The following is a 15,584-nucleotide window of genomic DNA, read 5'->3' as shown; positions in this document are numbered from 1 at the left end:
GTCGGGGTAATGGGTATCCTCGAAGACAAGAGTCGCGCTCGGCTCTTCTACAAGTACCTCTCGAAGGTGTACGACACCGTCAACCCCTTCATCTGGAACGAACAGATGCGCGACGAGGCGCTGGCGATGCTGGACATTCAGGAGGGCGACCGGGTGCTGGACGTCGGTTGTGGCACCGGGTTCGCCACGGAAGGACTCCTCGAACACACCCAGAACGTCCACGGACTCGACCAGAGCGTCCACCAACTGGAGAAGGCGTGGGCCAAACTCGGCAAGCACGACCCAGTGAGTTTCTACCGCGGCGACGCCGAGCGACTGCCGTTCGAGGACGACTCCTTCGACGTCGTGTGGTCGTCGGGGTCCATCGAGTACTGGCCCGACCCGGTCGCCACGCTCCGAGATATGCGCCGGGTCGTCAAGCCCGGCGGGCAGGTCCTCGTGGTCGGCCCGAACAATCCGAAATCGTCGGTCATGCAGAAGGTGGCGAACGCCATCATGCTGTTCTACGACCGCGAGGAGGCCGACCGGATGTTCCGCGAAGCGGGGTACGTGGACGTCGAACACCGCGAGATGGGCCCCACCTACGACCCCGACGTCGCCATCACGACCGTCGCGCGCGACCCGGAAGGCGAGTAGCTACGCCTCGGTACCTTCGGGCGCGAGAATCTCCGGGCACTCACGCTGTTCCCTCGACTTCTGCGACGACGGTCGCGTTCACCGAGAACGTGACGACGACCGAGGACTCCGACGATAGCGACGGATCGTTCGTTTCAGCGAGTCGGACGCTCGCGGTTTCGCCCGCCGACCACTCCGGGTCCGTCGCGCTGTTGAACGGGCCGGTCGGACCCGAGCGGAACCCCGTCGCCGAGAAGAACGGAATCGGTGGCTGAGTATCGAGAGCGGCGTCGTCGATTCGAATCCTGACCGTCAGGTCTCGCGCGTCGAGTACGTCACCTCCGCGGTGGACGAACGTCAGTCGGTTCGCGTCGGCGTCGATTCGGAGGTCGATTGCGGCGCTCGGGACGTCCGACGGTATCGTCGTTCCGAACGCGAGACTGCCGACGGTGCCCGCGAGCGCGACCGTGACGACGAGTAGGAGGACGATACCGAGAACGGGGGAGGTGGCGCGTCCCGACACGGGGAGAGTTCGTTCCGGCTTCGGCCTTCAATCTTCGGCCGTGACGGACCGTTCGGCCTTCGACCGCCCGGAGCGGAAGGCTGGCACGACGCTACAGAGAGTCGTGTCGAGCGAAGAATACACGGAATTGGAAAGTCTGGAGATATCTTCGTAACGGAGACACCTTCAGACGAAGGGAGACGAACGATTCGGCGCTACGACGATTCGACCGGGGCGGCCGTCACGTTGACCGTCGTGAAGTCGTAGGTCGCACTCACGCGGGACGGTTCGGCCGGGCCGAGCGTCCAGAGGACGCCGTCGGAGTTGGTCCGTCCGACGGGGTCGCCAGCGATCGTTACGTCGCCCTGAACGGGTGCGCCCGTGGCGTTAGTGAGTTTCACACGGAGCGGTCCACCGGCGAACGTGCGATTGACCGTGAGGGTGACGTTCTCCGAGGTATTGCTCACCGACGGTCCCGTCGGGAGCGGCGTTTGGCCGTTCAGTTGCTTGTATTGCATCTCCCGGAAGACCGACTCCGTACCGCCGTCGTAGTATATGACGAGTTTGCCGTGCGTGTGCCTCATCTGCATCCGATAGATGTTGTTAGTGCCGTACAGCGCGTTCGTCGCAGTACTCTTCCTATGTTCGAAGGCCCAGCTATATTCGTTCACGATGCTCTTACGCGCAGACCCCATGGTCGAATTACCGGAAACAGCGGGGTTACGCCGGTCGTGGCGAACGATTTCGCGGACATACTTCCCATCAATGATAGTAGAGAGGACGATTCCACTCGGTCCGGTCGCCACGTACACCTGCGTGGCAGATTTCTGACCTCGTATCGCTGCCGCGATTCGATTCCGGACTGGACCTTCGACGGTGGTGAGTTTTCCCCGCAGCGTGTTCGCCTCGGTCTCCATCTCGAACCTCGGGACGGAGTTCGCACGTGTCCGCATCGCGGTTATCAGTTTCTGAATGTCGGCTACTTCTGCGTCGATGCTGCCTAGCGTACGAGTGTACTCACTTTTCGAGATCGTTCCGTTCGAGAACGCCCGCGTAGCCTGTTGTTCGTTCGCTTTCAGGGATATGATTCGGTTCTCGATACGGTATCTGAACCGATTCAGCGCTTGCTTCTTCTTTTCCGCACTGTTGGCGGTCTGTAGTTGCCGGTCGAGCGACTTCACGGTGAGTTTCGTCCGGAACTCGCCGCGGTCCATCGTGAGCGAACTACCGAGTGCGAGCGACGGGGAGTCGAACGCGGTACGCGCCGGGGAGGTCCCGAGCGTCAAGACGTTAGTCGTGTTTTCGCCACCGCTGGACTGTACGGTGTCGCTCCCTGTCTGCCCAGATACGGCACTCTCGGTCGAGGCGAATGGGGAGGTGTTCGGGGCGGACGCTGGTGCGGTCGGGGCCGTCGCCTGTACCGCGACTGCTCCGGGGGAGAGGGCGAGCAGTAATGCCAGCATAACGGGGGTGAATCGCATACGTACGCCTACTCGAAGGCCCATCATTAAAATATTCCCGGAACTATGAAACGCCGGACGAGCTTTCGAGAACGGACGAGACGTTTTACGGAGCGTTCTGACGTTTTATCTACGGATGGAAAGTATTTTCTTGTCGGCGCATTCACGCGATTGTATGCGGTCACTCGCCGCCCTCCTCGTCGTCCTCCTCGTCGTCAGCTCCGTCGCGGGAGTCGGAGAGAGTCGCTCGGCCGAGGACCGAGCGGTCGCCCCGCACACCGTCTCGGAGTCCGCGTCAGCCCTCGGCGCGACCAACGCCACGCAAGCGAACGCGACGGTAAGCGACACTACCGAGATGTACGTCTCCCTCCGAGAGAACGGAGACGCCCGATGGAACGTCACGCAACGTTACGTCCTCCACGGCGACCAAGAGACCGAATCGTTCCGCCAACTCGCAGAGAGGTACGAAAACGGGGGCACGAACGTCGGCCTCACGAAAGCGACGTTCCAGCGCGTGGTCGAGCGCGTGAACGCCGACTCCGACCGCCCGATGGAACTCCAGCGCGTGAGTCGGTCGGCGCAGGTCCGTAACAACGGGACCGTGGGCATCGTCTCGCTGTCGTTCACGTGGACGAACTTCACGCAGGTAAGCGAGAGTCAAATCGCCCTCGGCGACGCGTTCTGGATCGGGTCGGAGACGTGGCTTCCGGCGCTGAGCGAGGACCAGACGCTGGTGATATCGGTCCCCGACAACTACTACATCTCCGGAGCGAGTCCGTCCGGTGGCGTCATCTCCAACGGGACCGTCCTTCGGTACGAGGGTCCTCAGCAATTCGAGCGCGGTGACTTCAGGGTGACCTACTCGGCGAAAGATACGGAGAACCCTGCGAATTCACCGTGGTTGCCCGACATCTCCAGCACGTGGGGACTGCTCGTCGTGTTCCTCTTGTTCGGTGGCGGTTTCGGGGCGTACGCACTGTCACAGCGTCGCGGCGCCGACCCCGAACCGGTCGCGGACGCCGACGACCGGACGCAGTCACCGCCGACAGTCTCGGCCACCGACGACGGAGACGGAACACCGTCCGAGTCCCACGAAGACGAAGGGCCGTCTATGGAACTGTTGAGCGACGAAGAGCGCGTCCTCCACCTGCTGGAGGAGAACGACGGCCGGATGAAGCAGGGCCAAATCGTCACCGAGACCAACTGGTCGAACGCGAAGGTCTCGCAGTTACTGTCGAAGATGGACGAGAACGACGACGTGGACAAACTCCGAATCGGCCGAGAGAACCTCATCACGCTCCCCGACGAAGACGTTGCCGACGTGGAGTGACCCCGGCGGACGGAGACTGTACGGCCCTCGACGAGGACGACACTGTCGGGGAACGACACTGGCGACGTACGAAGCGGAAACGCGTGACCCGATGTCGCGCGTTTCGTAAACGTTTACCCCTGCGCCGGAGACGTATTTATTATGAAGGTCCTGGTGACTGTGAAGGAGGTCGCCGAAGTCGCTGACGACTTCGAGATAGAGGGGACCGAGGTAGACGAGCGCTACCTCGAGTACGACCTGAACGAGTGGGACGACTACGCCGTCGAGGAGGCCGTCCAGTTGAAGGAGGACGGCCCGGCCGACGAGGTCGTGACCGTTACCATCGGTCCCGAGCGCTCCGAGGAGACCATCCGGATGGCGTTAGCGAAGGGAGCGGACCGCGCGGTCCGCGTCTGGGACGACGCGCTGGAGGACGTGGACCTGCTCGACGTGGAGACCAAGACGAACCTGCTGAAGGCCGTCGTCGAGGAGGAGGACCCCGACCTCGTACTGACCGGCGTCCAGTCGGGCGACGACACGTTCGGTGCGACCGGCGTCTCGCTGGCCGACGAAATCGGCTTCCAGTGGGGCGCGGTCGTCAACGCGCTCGACTACGACGCCGACGAGAACGTCGCGCACGTCCACCGCGAACTGGAGGGCGGCGTCGAGGAACTCACCGACATCGACCTACCCGCGGTGCTGACGATTCAGACGGGTATCAACGAACCGCGCTACGCCAGTCTGCGCGGCATTCGGCAGGCCCAGAGCAAGGAAATCGCACCCAAGAGCCTCGACGACATCGGTCTCGACGCCGACGCCGTCGAGAGCGACCTCACGCTGACTTCGATGTACGAACCCGAGAGCGAGAGCGACGCCGAGATATTCGAGGGTGACGCCAGCGAGACGGCCGGACGACTCGCTGAAGTCCTCCGCGAGAAGGGGGTGGCAGAATGAGTTCGGACGTTCTCGCCGTCGCCGAACACCGCCGCGGCGAACTCCGCGACGTGAGCTACGAACTGCTGACCGCCGGACGACAGCTCGCCGACGCGACCGGCGGCGACCTCCACGTCGCCGTGGTCGGCGGCGACACCGAGTCGTTCGCCGAGGAACTCGACCGCGACGGCGTGGACGCCATCCACACCGTCTCTGAGGGCGAGGAGTTCAATCACGACGTGTACGTGCAGGCGGTCGAGGCGCTCCACGGCGAACTCGACCCGCAGGTCGTGCTGATGCCTAACAGCGTCAACGGACTCGACTACGCGCCCGCGGTGGCCAACCGACTCGACCTCCCGCTGGCGACCGACGCCGTGGACTTCGAGTACGACGACGGCCTGACCGTGACCCGCGAGATGTACGGGTCGAAGGTCGAGACGACCGTGGACGTCGGCGGCGATCAGTACGCCGTCACCATCCGCGGCGCGGAGTGGCCCGGCGCGGAGGGCGTCGGCGACGCCGACGTCGCGGAGTTCGACGCCGACATCGACACCAACACCGGTTCGACCGTCACCGGCTTCGAGGAAGTCGGCGGCGGCGACGTCGACATCAGCGAGGCCGACTTCATCGTCTCCATCGGTCGCGGTATCGAGGAGGAGGACAACCTCCCGCTCATCGAAGACCTCGTGGAGGCAACCGACGCGACGCTGGCCTCCTCGCGGCCCATCGTGGACAGCGGGTGGCTCCCGAAGAACCGGCAGGTCGGACAGTCCGGGAAGGTCGTGACGCCGGACGTCTACCTCGCCATCGGTATCTCCGGCGCGGTCCAGCACGTCGCCGGGATGAAGGGGAGCGACACCATCATCGCGGTCAACACCGACCCGAACGCGCCCATCTTCGACATCGCCGACTACGGTATCGTCGGCGACCTGTTCGACGTCGTGCCGGAACTCATCGAAGAGTTCGAGTAGATTTTCGGTCCGGATTTTCGCGCGCAACACGGATTCGGCGTAGCGTAGTATCGCCTCGTCACGTATTTGTCGTGTCAGGCCAGAGTACTTCCCGATGGCCTCTCCAGAGTCCCGGCGGGCGCTGGCGGTCGCGGCCCTCGGCGTTCTGCTACTCGCCGGTAGCCTCGCCCTCCTCGCGACGTCGCTGTCGGCCAGCACGGCCGGGAGTCAGACGGCCTCGACACCGGCGACTGCCGTCGGTCCCGAGGTCGCGGCGCTCCACGACGCAGGAGCGACCGGCGAGAACGTGACCGTCGGCGTCGTGGACGTGACCGGGTTCGACACCGACGCGACCGCACTCGACGGCAGCGTCGTGGACGCGAGGGCGTTCGGTTCCGGCGGGACGGTTCGGAACGACGGCCGAAACGCCCACGGGACCGCGGCGGCCGAGACGGTCGCCCGCGTCGCGCCCGATGCCGACCTCTATCTGGCGACGTTCGACTCGCCCGACGGGTTCCGACGAGCGGTCGAGTGGCTAGTCACCGAAGAGGTAGACGTCGTGGTCGCCCCGGTGTCGTTCTACGGGATGCCCGGCGACGGCACGTCGCCCGTCGCCGACGTCGCCCAGCGAGCGACCGACGAGGGAGTCGTCTTCGTCTCGCCGACGGGCAACCTCGCCCGGAGTCACTGGACCGGCCGGTACCGCGGCGTCGAGAACGGCACCCTCACCTTCGGCGACAGCGCGCGGAACTACGTCCGGGGAGACGGACGCGACGTGACAATCTGGCTGTCGTGGGACGACGCCCACCGCGAGCAGGACTACACCGCCGAACTCCACTGGACCGACGGCAGTCGAAGCAAACTCGTCGCGCGCTCGTCGCCGTATCCCGGCGACGGAGTGCCGAACGAGCGCATCGTCGCCCGCGTCCGGTCGGGGACGTACTACGTCACGGTCCGCGGACCGGCGAACGCGACCGGCGCACGCCTCGAACTCTCCTCGCCGACGCACGACTTCCAACACGTTCGGTCCGCGGAGAGTCTCGTCGCGCCCGCGAGCGCCCCGTCGGTCGTCACGGTCGGAGCGTACGACGCTAGCGCCCGTCGAGTCGAACCGTTCAGTTCTCGCGGGCCGACGCCCGACGGGCGCGACGGAGTGGACCTCGTCGCCCCCAGCCACCCCGACGCGGCCGACACCGACCGGTTCGTCGGTTCCTCGGCCGCTGCATCGTACGCAGGCGGCGTCGCCGCGCTGGTCCTCGACGAGCGGCCCGACCTCACCCCGCGAGCGGTCGAGCGACGACTCGAGACGACCGCGGTCGATGCGGGGCGACCCGGCGCGGACCCCGTCACGGGGCACGGGCGACTCCGGCCCGTCCGAGCGGTCGGGACGCGAAACGCGACGGGTTAAACCCGGATTTAAGCTATGAACAGGTCTTAGTGGTCGCTTTACGGAGGCTTCGACAACGACGGGATGTCACCATGCCGGGACTCATCGAACGATTGCAAGACGGGACCGCGAGCGCCGACGAGCAGTTGCGCGTCCTCGACGTGGAGGGCGAGGAGACCGACGACGTGCTCGACGCACTCGGTCCCGACACCCGCCGGGAGGTGTACCGGACCCTGTTCGACTCACCGGGCACGCCCTCCGAACTCGCCGAGCGCGTCGATACCTCGGTCCAGAACCTCCACTACCACCTCTCGACGCTGGAGGAGGCCGGACTGATAGCGCCGGTGGATACCCGCTACTCCGAGAAAGGCAACGAGATGACGGTGTACGCGCCCGCCACCGACCCCCTCGTGCTGGTCGGCGACAGCGACGTCCGACCGCAGGTCCGCCACTCGCTGGCCGACGTCGTCGGGGGTCTCGGCATCCTCGGGGCCGCCAGCCTGCTGGTCCAGTGGGGCGTCGAGCGACTCGCCAGTCCGGTAGTCGGTCGGGGGAACGTGGTGGGACCGGCGAGTCCGACCGCCGACCCGACCACGGCCCGCGAGACGCTGGCGTGGGTCGTGTTCGACCTCGCGGAACCGGGCGTCGTCTTCTTCTGCGGTTGTCTGGCCGTCGTCGCCGTCGCGGCAGTCGTGATGAATCGGTAGAGAAAAGAGGAGTCGAGCGACCGGGCGGTTCAGTTGCGGAAGAGACCGAGGACGACGCCGATTCCGACGACCGCCAGCACGCCGCCTGCCGCTATCATCCCGACGCCGCCGAGGAACTGGTCTCCGGAATCGCCGGTTTCGGAACCGTTCGCGTCGTCGCCCGCGACGGTTCCGAGCGTCGTCGAAGTAGTACTCGTCGACGCACCGGCCTGACCGTCCGACTCGGTCGCCTCCTCGAAGACGATGACGGTCCCCACGGCCGCTGCATCACCGCTGGCGTTCGGTCCGGCGAACAGTCTCACGTCGTACGAAGCGGGAGCGAGCGGCGAGTCGAGCGAGGTCTCGGCGCTCGTCTCGACGACGCGGGTTCCTCCGTCGTCGACGACGCCGAGCGTGGGCGCGTCGGTTCCCGCACGGTTGGTGTGAAACAGCACCGTCGCGTGCCCGTCGCCGTCTCGGTCGGTGACGGTCCCGTTGACGACGTAGTTGACATCCGGACCGCCGATCGAGATTGTGACGGTTTCGGCCTCGCCGAACAGCACCTTTATCGAGGCGGTCCGGTTCTGGTTCACCTCCGTGATGGCCTGTACGGCGGGTCCGTCGCCGGAGTCCAGATTCCCGCCGTCCGAGTCCGTCGCCTCCGTTTCGCAACCGCCGGAACACGTCACCCGTCCGGCGGTCTCCGCCAACACGGTCTCGTCGCGGTAGACCCTGATTTCGACGTTCTGTTCGCCCACGTCGCTCATGTCGAAGGTCGCGTTGAACGTCCCGCGGTCGGTGACCGTGGTCCGCTGGGACTTCAGGAACGTATCGCCTTCGACGTTGAGGTGGAGTTCGGTTCCGGGTTCCAGCCTCGTCTCTCCGCGAATCGTCTGATTCGGCGCGACGTCGAGGACCAGTTCTTCGCCGTCGGTGACGATGGTGGTTCCGTTTCCATCGACCGGCCCGGTCGCTTCCGGCGTCGGCGCGGTCGCGGCGGCGTCCGGGAGAGCGCCGGAGGAGAGTTGGTCCGCAGACGGTGAGACCGAGGCGGTTCCCGACGCGAACGCGGCGGTACCTGACGTGGCTACGAGGAGCGAGACCACGGCGGCGGTCAGTAATCGCGCGCTTCGGCCCGTCATCGGGTCACCTCCGTCGGCCCGAGACGTGGCGTTCTGGAAGGCGGTCCGTCGTCGGTCGTCAAGTCAGTCGGGGACATACGCGTGGATAGACGAACCGGACCGAAAAAGCTGTCACGTTATCTTAACTTGGGATTTAACCCACGGGGACGACGAATCCGAGAACCGTTCGGGTCCCACGGACTTCGTCACGTACTTGTTCTGCCGGTCCTGATTCCCGGCCAATGGATTACCCCGAGTCCCGGAGGGCACTGGTCGAGGAGCGCCTCGAAGTCGTCCTCGACCGCGTCGAACCGACGGAACTCGCCGAAGAGGTCCGCCACGTCGCGCTGTCGGGGGGCAAGCGCGTCCGGCCGACCGTCACGGTGTTGTCGTGCGAGGCCGCCGGGGGCCAAGCCGACGACGCCGTGGACTTCGCTGTCGGGGTCGAACTCGTCCACGACGCCTCGCTGGTCGTGGACGACATCATCGACCGGTCGGACACCCGCCGCGGGAGCGCGAGCGCGTGGGCCGAGTACGGCTACTCGCCCGCCATCGTCGCCAGCGACGGACTCATCGGCGAGGCCTTCGAGTTGTTCTCGCCGGACCCGCGGGCGATGGAGGCCGTCGCCGACGCGATGGTGGAACTCGGCGAGGGCGAGGCGACCGAACTCGTCGCCCGGCCGACCGACCGCGAGGGGTACATGGAACTGGCCCGCCGGAAGACGGGAGCGCTGTTCCGCGCCGCGGCCGAGTTGGGCGCTATCGCGGCCGACGCCGACCCCGCCACCGTCGAGGCGTTCGGCGAGTACGCCGAGAAGGTCGGCGTCGCGTTCCAGATTCGCGACGACGTTCTCGACACCACCGCCGACGCCGACGAACTCGGCAAGCCCACCGGCCACGACGCCGAGATGGGTCGGCCGTCTATCGTCCGCGTGACCGACTTGGACGCCGACGAGGCGGCCGCGCTGGCCCATCAGAAGTCCGACGAGGCGCTGGCCGCGCTCGACCGGGCGGCCACGCCCGACCTCGCCGCGACCGACTACCTCCGTGACCTCGCGGGGTTCGTCGTGACTCGCGAACGCTGATTCCGTTCGATGGCGAGTCCCGGACCCTCGCCGCGCGACGGTCGGTCCGCGATTTTTCCCGCCAGAATAGCGGTCAGAGAGTCACCGTTAACTCGGTTCGACTCGACCCGACTGCCGTGATTCGGCGATAGCGAACGCGAGCGTACTCGTCAGTCCGAGTAGGGTCCCGGCGGTCAGCATCACCGCGAGGTACGTCAGCGGAACCTCGTCGAGGAAGAAGGCGCTCACCGCGTGCAACACGACGGCGATGGCGAGGACGTAGAACGGCGCGTTGAGGTAGCGCCACCGGAAGCGGTCGGCCAGATACTCGTCGGTGATCTGGCCGAGACTCGTCGTGATTCCCGCGGCAGTGAACCACGTCACGGCCCCGTTGACGAGCGCCGCCAGCACTTTGAGCGGACTCATCGGACCGTTGGTCGTCGTCTCGACCGCTTTCAGCGTCTCGGCACCGCGGACGCCGCCGATGACCAGCAGGGCGGCCGCGACGACGTACGTGATGAGCGTGACCCGACCGGCGTAGAGGCTGTTTCTGGCCTTCTCGGCCGCGCGGTCGAGGACGCGCTCGACGCCGAGTCCCCGTCCGAGGACGTAGAGACCGAGCAGTCCCGAGGTGACGCCGAACACGGCCGCGCCCGGGAGACCGAACATGTCCGAGAGGATGGCCAGCGGATAGATGAGCAGCAGGATGCCCAGCGGGACGAGGATGGTCCCGCGGGTCTCGGGGTCGTCCAGCACCTGCTTGATGGTGTAGTACATCGATTCGAGGTCCTGCGCCTGCCGGACGACCACGCGGCGCACCCCGTCGATGGGCACTCGCGAGCGGATGACCGGAATCACGCTCTCGTCCTGCGCGCCGTCGGTGACGATGACCGCCTGAATCTCCTCGCTGGTCGAGAGACTGGCCAGCACCTCGTCCACCTCGTCGCCGACCGCCCGATTCGCGGCGATGTCGCCGCCCTCGGTGCCCGTGACGATTGCGACTTCGACGGTCTCGTCTTCGATTCGGTCCGCGAGGTGGACGCCCTCGAACATGACGTTCACGTCGCTGTCCTCGGGGTCAGCGGTCGCTAACGACACCGCGGCGGCTTCGACGTCGTCGCGGCCGATGACCGGCGTGTCGAAGTCGGTCTTGCGACCGAGGTCGTCGTCGAGGTCCACACACAGGACCAGCAGCATCGTTCGGGGCTATGCGTCCGGGGTTTAACTCTTTTCGGGGACGGTCTCCGGAAACTGGAACTCGGCGTCGGGCCACAGTGACGCCGGTCGATACCGTGGGAAAAGCTATCACCGGCCGAGTGGGACCCTGACGGAGCCGTTCGGCGACGAGCGAACGGAAAGTTAATATACCGACAGTTTGAGGTTGGGTTTAACAGGTTTCCGCTCAGCAATGCCCCCCACAATCGCAGTCGCCCACTATCCGGAAGGTGCCGGTCACGCCACGCGCATGCTGGCCATCGCCAACGCGATCCGGGACAGCGGTGCCGAAGTGCTGATGGCTGGCGGCGGCGCTGGCACCGAGTTCGTGTCGCTCAACGGGTACGACGAGTTCGAACCGACGACCGTCGATTACATCGACACCTATCAGGACGGGTCGCTCGGGAAGGTCCTCACACAGAGCGTCCCCGCGAGCGCTCGCCGGGTGGTCGAGTACGTGGACTGGCTCGACGAGACGGACCCGGACGCGCTGGTCACGGACGACATGTTCGCCGCGATGGCCGCGTCTCGGACGGACGTGCCGCTCTACGTCCTGAAACACGACGTTCCGGGACTGTACCGCGACCCCGTCGAGCGGAGCGGGGCACGGTTCCACACCGCGTTCCAGTCGGCGGTGACACGGGAGTTCTTCTACCCGGCCGTCTGGCCGCCCGCCGACATCGACCCCGACGGCGCGACGCGGATTCCGCCGGTCTCGCTGGAGGGCGACGGCCGCGTTCGAGACGCCGCCGACGTGGTCCTCGTGCCCAGCTACTACTCGGATTTCGACGGCGTCGCGGCGCGACTCGAACGCCGGGGTCACGACGTGCTGAACGTCGGCGGCGACGACTGGGAACCCGTCGCGTCGCTGCTGCCCCACATCAGGGACGCCGACGTGGTCGTCTGCTCGGGGTACTCCACCATCATGGACGCCGCAGTCGCCGGAACGCCCTGCGTCGTCGCCCCCGAGACCGACGAACAGGAGGCCGTCGCCGAGCAGTTGAGTCGAGGCGACGTCGAAGGATTCACCGTGGCCGAGGACACCCTCGACGTGCTGGACGCGGTGGAGTCGCCGCCCGCGGCGACCCCCTCGGACAACGGGGCCGACGTCGTCGCCGAGACGGTGGTCGGCGACGTCCGGGCGGAGTCGGCCGACAGGTCGTCCGTGTCCACCGACGAACCGGACACATCGACCGACGAACCGACCGCGTCCACCGACGGCGGGCGGTCGGCGGCCCGCGGGCGCACGCCTGCGCTCGACGCCCGAAGCGGACTGTCGGTGACCGTCCGCGCACTGCTCGGCGTCGGACTGTCGATGCGGAACGCCCGGTCCCGAATCGTCGGTCCGGCCGAACGCGCCGCGGCGGCCACGCTGAGCGCCGTCCTGCTGACGATACTGGTCGCCCAGCAGGTGGCGGCGCGGGGGACGTACACGGCCATCGAACACTCGCTGCCGACGTACGCGGGCGGCGTGTCCGGACTCTTCGTCGTCGCCGGGGCGACGCTCGTCGGACTGGCGGCGCTGGGCGCGGCCCTCGACGCCGGTCTGGTGCCGTCGGTGTTACTCGCCAGCGCCCCGGTAGTGGGGTGGGCGGTCAACCACTGGGCGACGCCGCTCGTCCCGCACTACGCGCCGACGTTCGCCGTCGAGATGGCGCTGCTCTACGGCGGTGCGTTCGGCCTCCTCGGCTATCTGCTCGGCGTCCGCGCCCGGAAACTGCGCGGTACCCTCGGTTCGATTCCCGAACACGGGTGAGTCCGGGCGTCCACCCTCGTTTCGCACGCTTTTTGAGTCTCGGCCCGTTATCCGCACCTAACGAATGATTTCGAAGGGATGCGAACAGTGCGCCAAAGGAGGCAAGATGGTACTCTTCGTCTACGGCTACTGCGACCAGCGGGACTGCTTCTACTGCCCCCTCGGCGAGAACCGCAAGAACGTCACCGACGTGTACGCCAACGAGCGGAAAGTCGAGTCCGACGAGGACGTGATTCGGGAGGCCGAGCGCATGGACGCGCTGGGCACCTCCATCACCGGCGGCGAACCGCAGGAGGCCATGGAGAAGACGTGTCGGTACCTCTCGCTGTTGAAAGACGAGTTCGGCGAGGACCACCACACTCACCTCTACACCGGCATCACGGGCGGGCGCGAGAACATGCGCCGCCTCTCGGAGGCCGGACTCGACGAGATTCGGTTCCACCCGCCGCTGGACCTCTGGGGCGACATGCACGGCACCGAGTGGGAGGAGATTCTGTACATCGCTCGCGAAGAGGGCCTGACCCCCGCCTTCGAGATTCCCGGTATCCGCGCCGAGGAGGAGTTCCTCGAATTCCTCGACGAGGGCGCGGCCGAGTTCTGCAACGTCAACGAGTTCGAGATGAGCGACGGTAACTTCCGTCGGATGCAGGAGGAAGGCTACGAACTGCAGGACGGCCACATGAGTGCCGTCGAAGGCTCCAAGGAGATTCTGGAGACGATGGGCGACCACGAGCGCGTCTACTTCTGCACCTCCGTCTTCAAGGACGCCGCTCAGCACCGCAACCGGATGAAGCGCATGGCCCGGAACATCCGCCGGGAGTTCGACGACGTGACCGACGACGGGACGCTGGTCTACGGCAAGACGTGGGAACCCGAGCGCCGCCTCGAAGAACTCGGCGTGCCCGAGGAGTTCTACACCGTCAAGTCCGACCACGTCGAACTGGCGTGGTGGCTCCTCGAAGAGATGGTCGAAGAGGGCGACGTGGAGGAGGGCGAAATCGTCGAGCAGTACCCGACCGTTGACGGGCAGGTCGTCGAGCGGACGCCGCTGGCGTGATTTTCGCGCGAACAGTTCCGTCGGTGTCTCTCGTCTCTGACATCCGTTGAAAGGCCAGCAGAGTGATGCGTGCTGGCAGAGAACATTTACTGCCGCAGAGGCGACAGCGGTCAGAATACACGGAGATTTCCGATCATGAGTCACCAACCACCGGAAGACGAGCATCACCAGCAGTCCCAGCGAGGCGGTCAGGGTGCCGACACGGCGTCCCGGGACCGCCGTCGCTCCCCGGAGTTCAGCCAGATGCAACGGGAGAAGGCCCAGCACCAGCTACGAGACCCAGAAACGGGGCGGTTCCGTTCGAAGAGCCAACAGCCGCCCCAGCCCTCCACTCACGACTCCGCGCCGCGCGACTCCGCGCTCCACGAACCCCAACCGAGTCAGACCCAACGAGAACAACACCGAGGGGAATCACCGCCGGAGGGACGACAACAACCCCGACAGCAATCGCCGGAGCCTCCGCAGCAGAGCCAGCAGGGTGGCCAGCACCAGCCTCCGCAGCAGAATCCTCGACAGCAACCCGAGCAGAGCCGCCAGTCCCGACAGAGATTTCGACAGCCTCGACAGCGACAGCCCCAGAGTGAGCAACGGGAGCGGCTGTCTCAGCAGCGGAGGCGACGGCAGTCGCGGGAGCAATCCCAGCAGCCTCGCCGACAGAGCCAGCAGCCCCAACGACAGCAGGGGCGGCCGGGACAACAGGGAACCGAACGACAGCAACCGCAGCAGCAGCCTCGACAGCGACCCCAGAAGCAACAGCCTCCACGACAGCAAGGCCAACAGCCTCGACAGCAACCACAACAGTCTCGACAACAACCGGAGCAGACCCGACAGCAACCGCGACAACAGCAAGGCTCGCAGGGCCAACAGGGTTCCCGACAGCCCCGACAGCAGTCGCATCGGTACTACAGACGATACAGACGATACTACTGGGAGTAGCAGAAGCTCCGCCGTCGAGACCGACCGAGGAGTTCGACACCGCCGCGAAGGAGCCAACGACCGGCACGAATCGTCTACAGCGGTCACGAACCGGCGTGTAAACGGCGAGCACGCGGCCGAAATCGAGCGCGGGGTTCGTGACCGCGGCGGTCCTCATCCGGGCGAGAGCAGGACCGGTGACGAGCGGCGGAATCGCGGCTTGACCCGCGTCTGCCCGGATTATCTCGTCGTTGAAAGCGTGAACGAAGCGCCGGAGCGACCGCAACAGTGCGAACCGTCAACGGGTTGTTCACGTCGGTTCTCGAACGGGGCCTACGATGGTAACGAAACGAACGGCGATAGTCGCGGCGGCACTGATTGTCGCAGTAGCCACTGCGGGGTGTTTCGGACCCGAAGAGGACGCAGCGACCACGACGGAAGCAGAGACTGAGACCACGCCAGGAGAGACAGTCGAAGCAGGCGGCGAACCCACCGCCGAACCCGCGCAGACGCCGACGGTGTTCGGAACGACGACCGGGCAGACGACGGGCGGAAATTCGACCGGCGAAACGACTACGGGAGCGAGCGAGGCATAGACGTGAGCTGAAAGGAGT

At 66.1% G+C, this 15,584-nt stretch carries 15 protein-coding genes; 10 read left to right on the top strand and 5 right to left on the bottom strand.

The features are described 5' to 3' along the window. Positions 1-9: 9 nt before the first annotated feature. Positions 10-636 carry a methyltransferase domain-containing protein gene (locus tag NGM06_RS05620; protein ID WP_254269335.1) on the top strand — a complete coding sequence of 209 codons (627 nt, stop codon included), beginning with the start codon at positions 10-12 and terminating at the stop codon, positions 634-636. A 40-nt stretch (positions 637-676) separates the two neighbouring features. Here NGM06_RS05620 and NGM06_RS05615 read toward each other — a convergent pair whose 3' ends face one another. Next, positions 677-1,138, bottom strand: a complete 462-nt coding sequence (locus NGM06_RS05615; RefSeq protein ID WP_254269334.1) for a type IV pilin domain-containing protein — start codon at positions 1,136-1,138, stop codon at positions 677-679. A gap of 194 nt (positions 1,139-1,332) precedes the next feature. Then, entirely contained in the window at positions 1,333-2,598 is a 1,266-nt protein-coding gene (locus NGM06_RS05610) for a DUF7096 domain-containing protein (protein WP_254269333.1), read from the bottom strand. A gap of 154 nt (positions 2,599-2,752) precedes the next feature. Here NGM06_RS05610 and NGM06_RS05605 point away from each other — a divergent pair, with 154 nt between their 5' ends. The 5 genes from NGM06_RS05605 (at position 2,753) to NGM06_RS05585 (ending at position 7,863) form a co-directional block, all read left to right on the top strand. Continuing rightward, positions 2,753-3,907, top strand: coding sequence for a helix-turn-helix transcriptional regulator (locus tag NGM06_RS05605; RefSeq protein WP_254269332.1), 1,155 nt, complete (start codon positions 2,753-2,755; stop codon positions 3,905-3,907). 141 nt (positions 3,908-4,048) lie between these two features. Continuing rightward, positions 4,049-4,840 carry an electron transfer flavoprotein subunit beta/FixA family protein gene (locus tag NGM06_RS05600; RefSeq protein WP_254269331.1) on the top strand — a complete coding sequence of 264 codons (792 nt, stop codon included), beginning with the start codon at positions 4,049-4,051 and terminating at the stop codon, positions 4,838-4,840. Beyond that, positions 4,837-5,790, top strand: a complete 954-nt coding sequence (locus NGM06_RS05595) for an electron transfer flavoprotein subunit alpha/FixB family protein (protein ID WP_254269330.1) — start codon at positions 4,837-4,839, stop codon at positions 5,788-5,790. Before NGM06_RS05600 ends, NGM06_RS05595 begins: the two co-directional genes overlap by 4 nt. Positions 5,791-5,884: 94 nt before the next feature. Next, positions 5,885-7,177, top strand: a complete 1,293-nt coding sequence (locus NGM06_RS05590) for a S8 family serine peptidase (RefSeq protein WP_254269329.1) — start codon at positions 5,885-5,887, stop codon at positions 7,175-7,177. 71 nt (positions 7,178-7,248) lie between these two features. Then, a complete protein-coding gene (locus NGM06_RS05585; RefSeq protein ID WP_254269328.1) occupies positions 7,249-7,863 on the top strand; it encodes an ArsR/SmtB family transcription factor in 615 nt (204 codons plus the stop codon). Positions 7,864-7,892: 29 nt separating this feature from the next. Here the strand turns inward: NGM06_RS05585 and NGM06_RS05580 are convergent, their stop codons facing one another. Then, positions 7,893-8,984 carry a BGTF surface domain-containing protein gene (locus tag NGM06_RS05580; RefSeq protein WP_254269327.1) on the bottom strand — a complete coding sequence of 364 codons (1,092 nt, stop codon included), beginning with the start codon at positions 8,982-8,984 and terminating at the stop codon, positions 7,893-7,895. A gap of 221 nt (positions 8,985-9,205) precedes the next feature. Between NGM06_RS05580 and NGM06_RS05575 the strand changes: the two genes are divergently transcribed. Next, positions 9,206-10,048, top strand: coding sequence for a polyprenyl synthetase family protein (locus tag NGM06_RS05575; RefSeq protein WP_254269326.1), 843 nt, complete (start codon positions 9,206-9,208; stop codon positions 10,046-10,048). 87 nt (positions 10,049-10,135) lie between these two features. On the opposite strand, the gene NGM06_RS05570 is transcribed toward NGM06_RS05575, so the two are convergent. Beyond that, positions 10,136-11,224, bottom strand: coding sequence for a DUF373 family protein (locus NGM06_RS05570; protein ID WP_254269325.1), 1,089 nt, complete (start codon positions 11,222-11,224; stop codon positions 10,136-10,138). Positions 11,225-11,435: 211 nt separating this feature from the next. Here NGM06_RS05570 and NGM06_RS05565 point away from each other — a divergent pair, with 211 nt between their 5' ends. Together NGM06_RS05565 and NGM06_RS05560 are read left to right on the top strand one after the other, a co-directional pair. Then, on the top strand, positions 11,436-12,998 hold the full coding sequence (locus tag NGM06_RS05565; RefSeq protein WP_254269324.1) for a DUF8071 domain-containing protein: 1,563 nt from the start codon (positions 11,436-11,438) through the stop codon (positions 12,996-12,998). Between the two features lie 64 nt (positions 12,999-13,062). Next, a complete protein-coding gene (locus NGM06_RS05560) occupies positions 13,063-14,055 on the top strand; it encodes a radical SAM protein (protein ID WP_163523155.1) in 993 nt (330 codons plus the stop codon). 411 nt (positions 14,056-14,466) lie between these two features. Here the strand turns inward: NGM06_RS05560 and NGM06_RS05555 are convergent, their stop codons facing one another. Continuing rightward, positions 14,467-14,952, bottom strand: coding sequence for a hypothetical protein (locus NGM06_RS05555; protein ID WP_254269323.1), 486 nt, complete (start codon positions 14,950-14,952; stop codon positions 14,467-14,469). A gap of 356 nt (positions 14,953-15,308) precedes the next feature. On the opposite strand from NGM06_RS05555, the gene NGM06_RS05550 reads away from it, so the two are divergent. Then, complete coding sequence (locus NGM06_RS05550) at positions 15,309-15,566, top strand: hypothetical protein (RefSeq protein ID WP_254269322.1); 258 nt, start codon at positions 15,309-15,311, stop codon at positions 15,564-15,566. Positions 15,567-15,584: the final 18 nt, after the last annotated feature.

It is taken from the genome of Halorussus aquaticus (assembly GCF_024218795.1).
GTDB lineage: Archaea > Halobacteriota > Halobacteria > Halobacteriales > Haladaptataceae > Halorussus > Halorussus aquaticus.
This window is presented reverse-complemented; position numbering and strand designations above follow the sequence as displayed.

Excerpts from the sequence above, each read along its gene's own strand:
- NGM06_RS05620 (WP_254269335.1), top strand. The coding sequence starts at position 10 with ATGGGTATCCTCGAAGACAAGAGTCGCGCTCGGCTCTTCTACAAGTAC.
- NGM06_RS05610 (WP_254269333.1), bottom strand. The coding sequence starts at position 2,598 with ATGCGATTCACCCCCGTTATGCTGGCATTACTGCTCGCCCTCTCCCCC.
- NGM06_RS05605 (WP_254269332.1), top strand. The coding sequence starts at position 2,753 with ATGCGGTCACTCGCCGCCCTCCTCGTCGTCCTCCTCGTCGTCAGCTCC.
- NGM06_RS05600 (WP_254269331.1), top strand. The coding sequence starts at position 4,049 with ATGAAGGTCCTGGTGACTGTGAAGGAGGTCGCCGAAGTCGCTGACGAC.
- NGM06_RS05595 (WP_254269330.1), top strand. The coding sequence starts at position 4,837 with ATGAGTTCGGACGTTCTCGCCGTCGCCGAACACCGCCGCGGCGAACTC.
- NGM06_RS05590 (WP_254269329.1), top strand. The coding sequence starts at position 5,885 with ATGGCCTCTCCAGAGTCCCGGCGGGCGCTGGCGGTCGCGGCCCTCGGC.
- NGM06_RS05585 (WP_254269328.1), top strand. The coding sequence starts at position 7,249 with ATGCCGGGACTCATCGAACGATTGCAAGACGGGACCGCGAGCGCCGAC.
- NGM06_RS05580 (WP_254269327.1), bottom strand. The coding sequence starts at position 8,984 with ATGACGGGCCGAAGCGCGCGATTACTGACCGCCGCCGTGGTCTCGCTC.
- NGM06_RS05575 (WP_254269326.1), top strand. The coding sequence starts at position 9,206 with ATGGATTACCCCGAGTCCCGGAGGGCACTGGTCGAGGAGCGCCTCGAA.
- NGM06_RS05570 (WP_254269325.1), bottom strand. The coding sequence starts at position 11,224 with ATGCTGCTGGTCCTGTGTGTGGACCTCGACGACGACCTCGGTCGCAAG.
- NGM06_RS05565 (WP_254269324.1), top strand. The coding sequence starts at position 11,436 with ATGCCCCCCACAATCGCAGTCGCCCACTATCCGGAAGGTGCCGGTCAC.
- NGM06_RS05560 (WP_163523155.1), top strand. The coding sequence starts at position 13,063 with ATGATTTCGAAGGGATGCGAACAGTGCGCCAAAGGAGGCAAGATGGTA.
- NGM06_RS05555 (WP_254269323.1), bottom strand. The coding sequence starts at position 14,952 with ATGCGACTGCTGTCGGGGCTGTCGGGAACCCTGTTGGCCCTGCGAGCC.
- NGM06_RS05550 (WP_254269322.1), top strand. The coding sequence starts at position 15,309 with ATGGTAACGAAACGAACGGCGATAGTCGCGGCGGCACTGATTGTCGCA.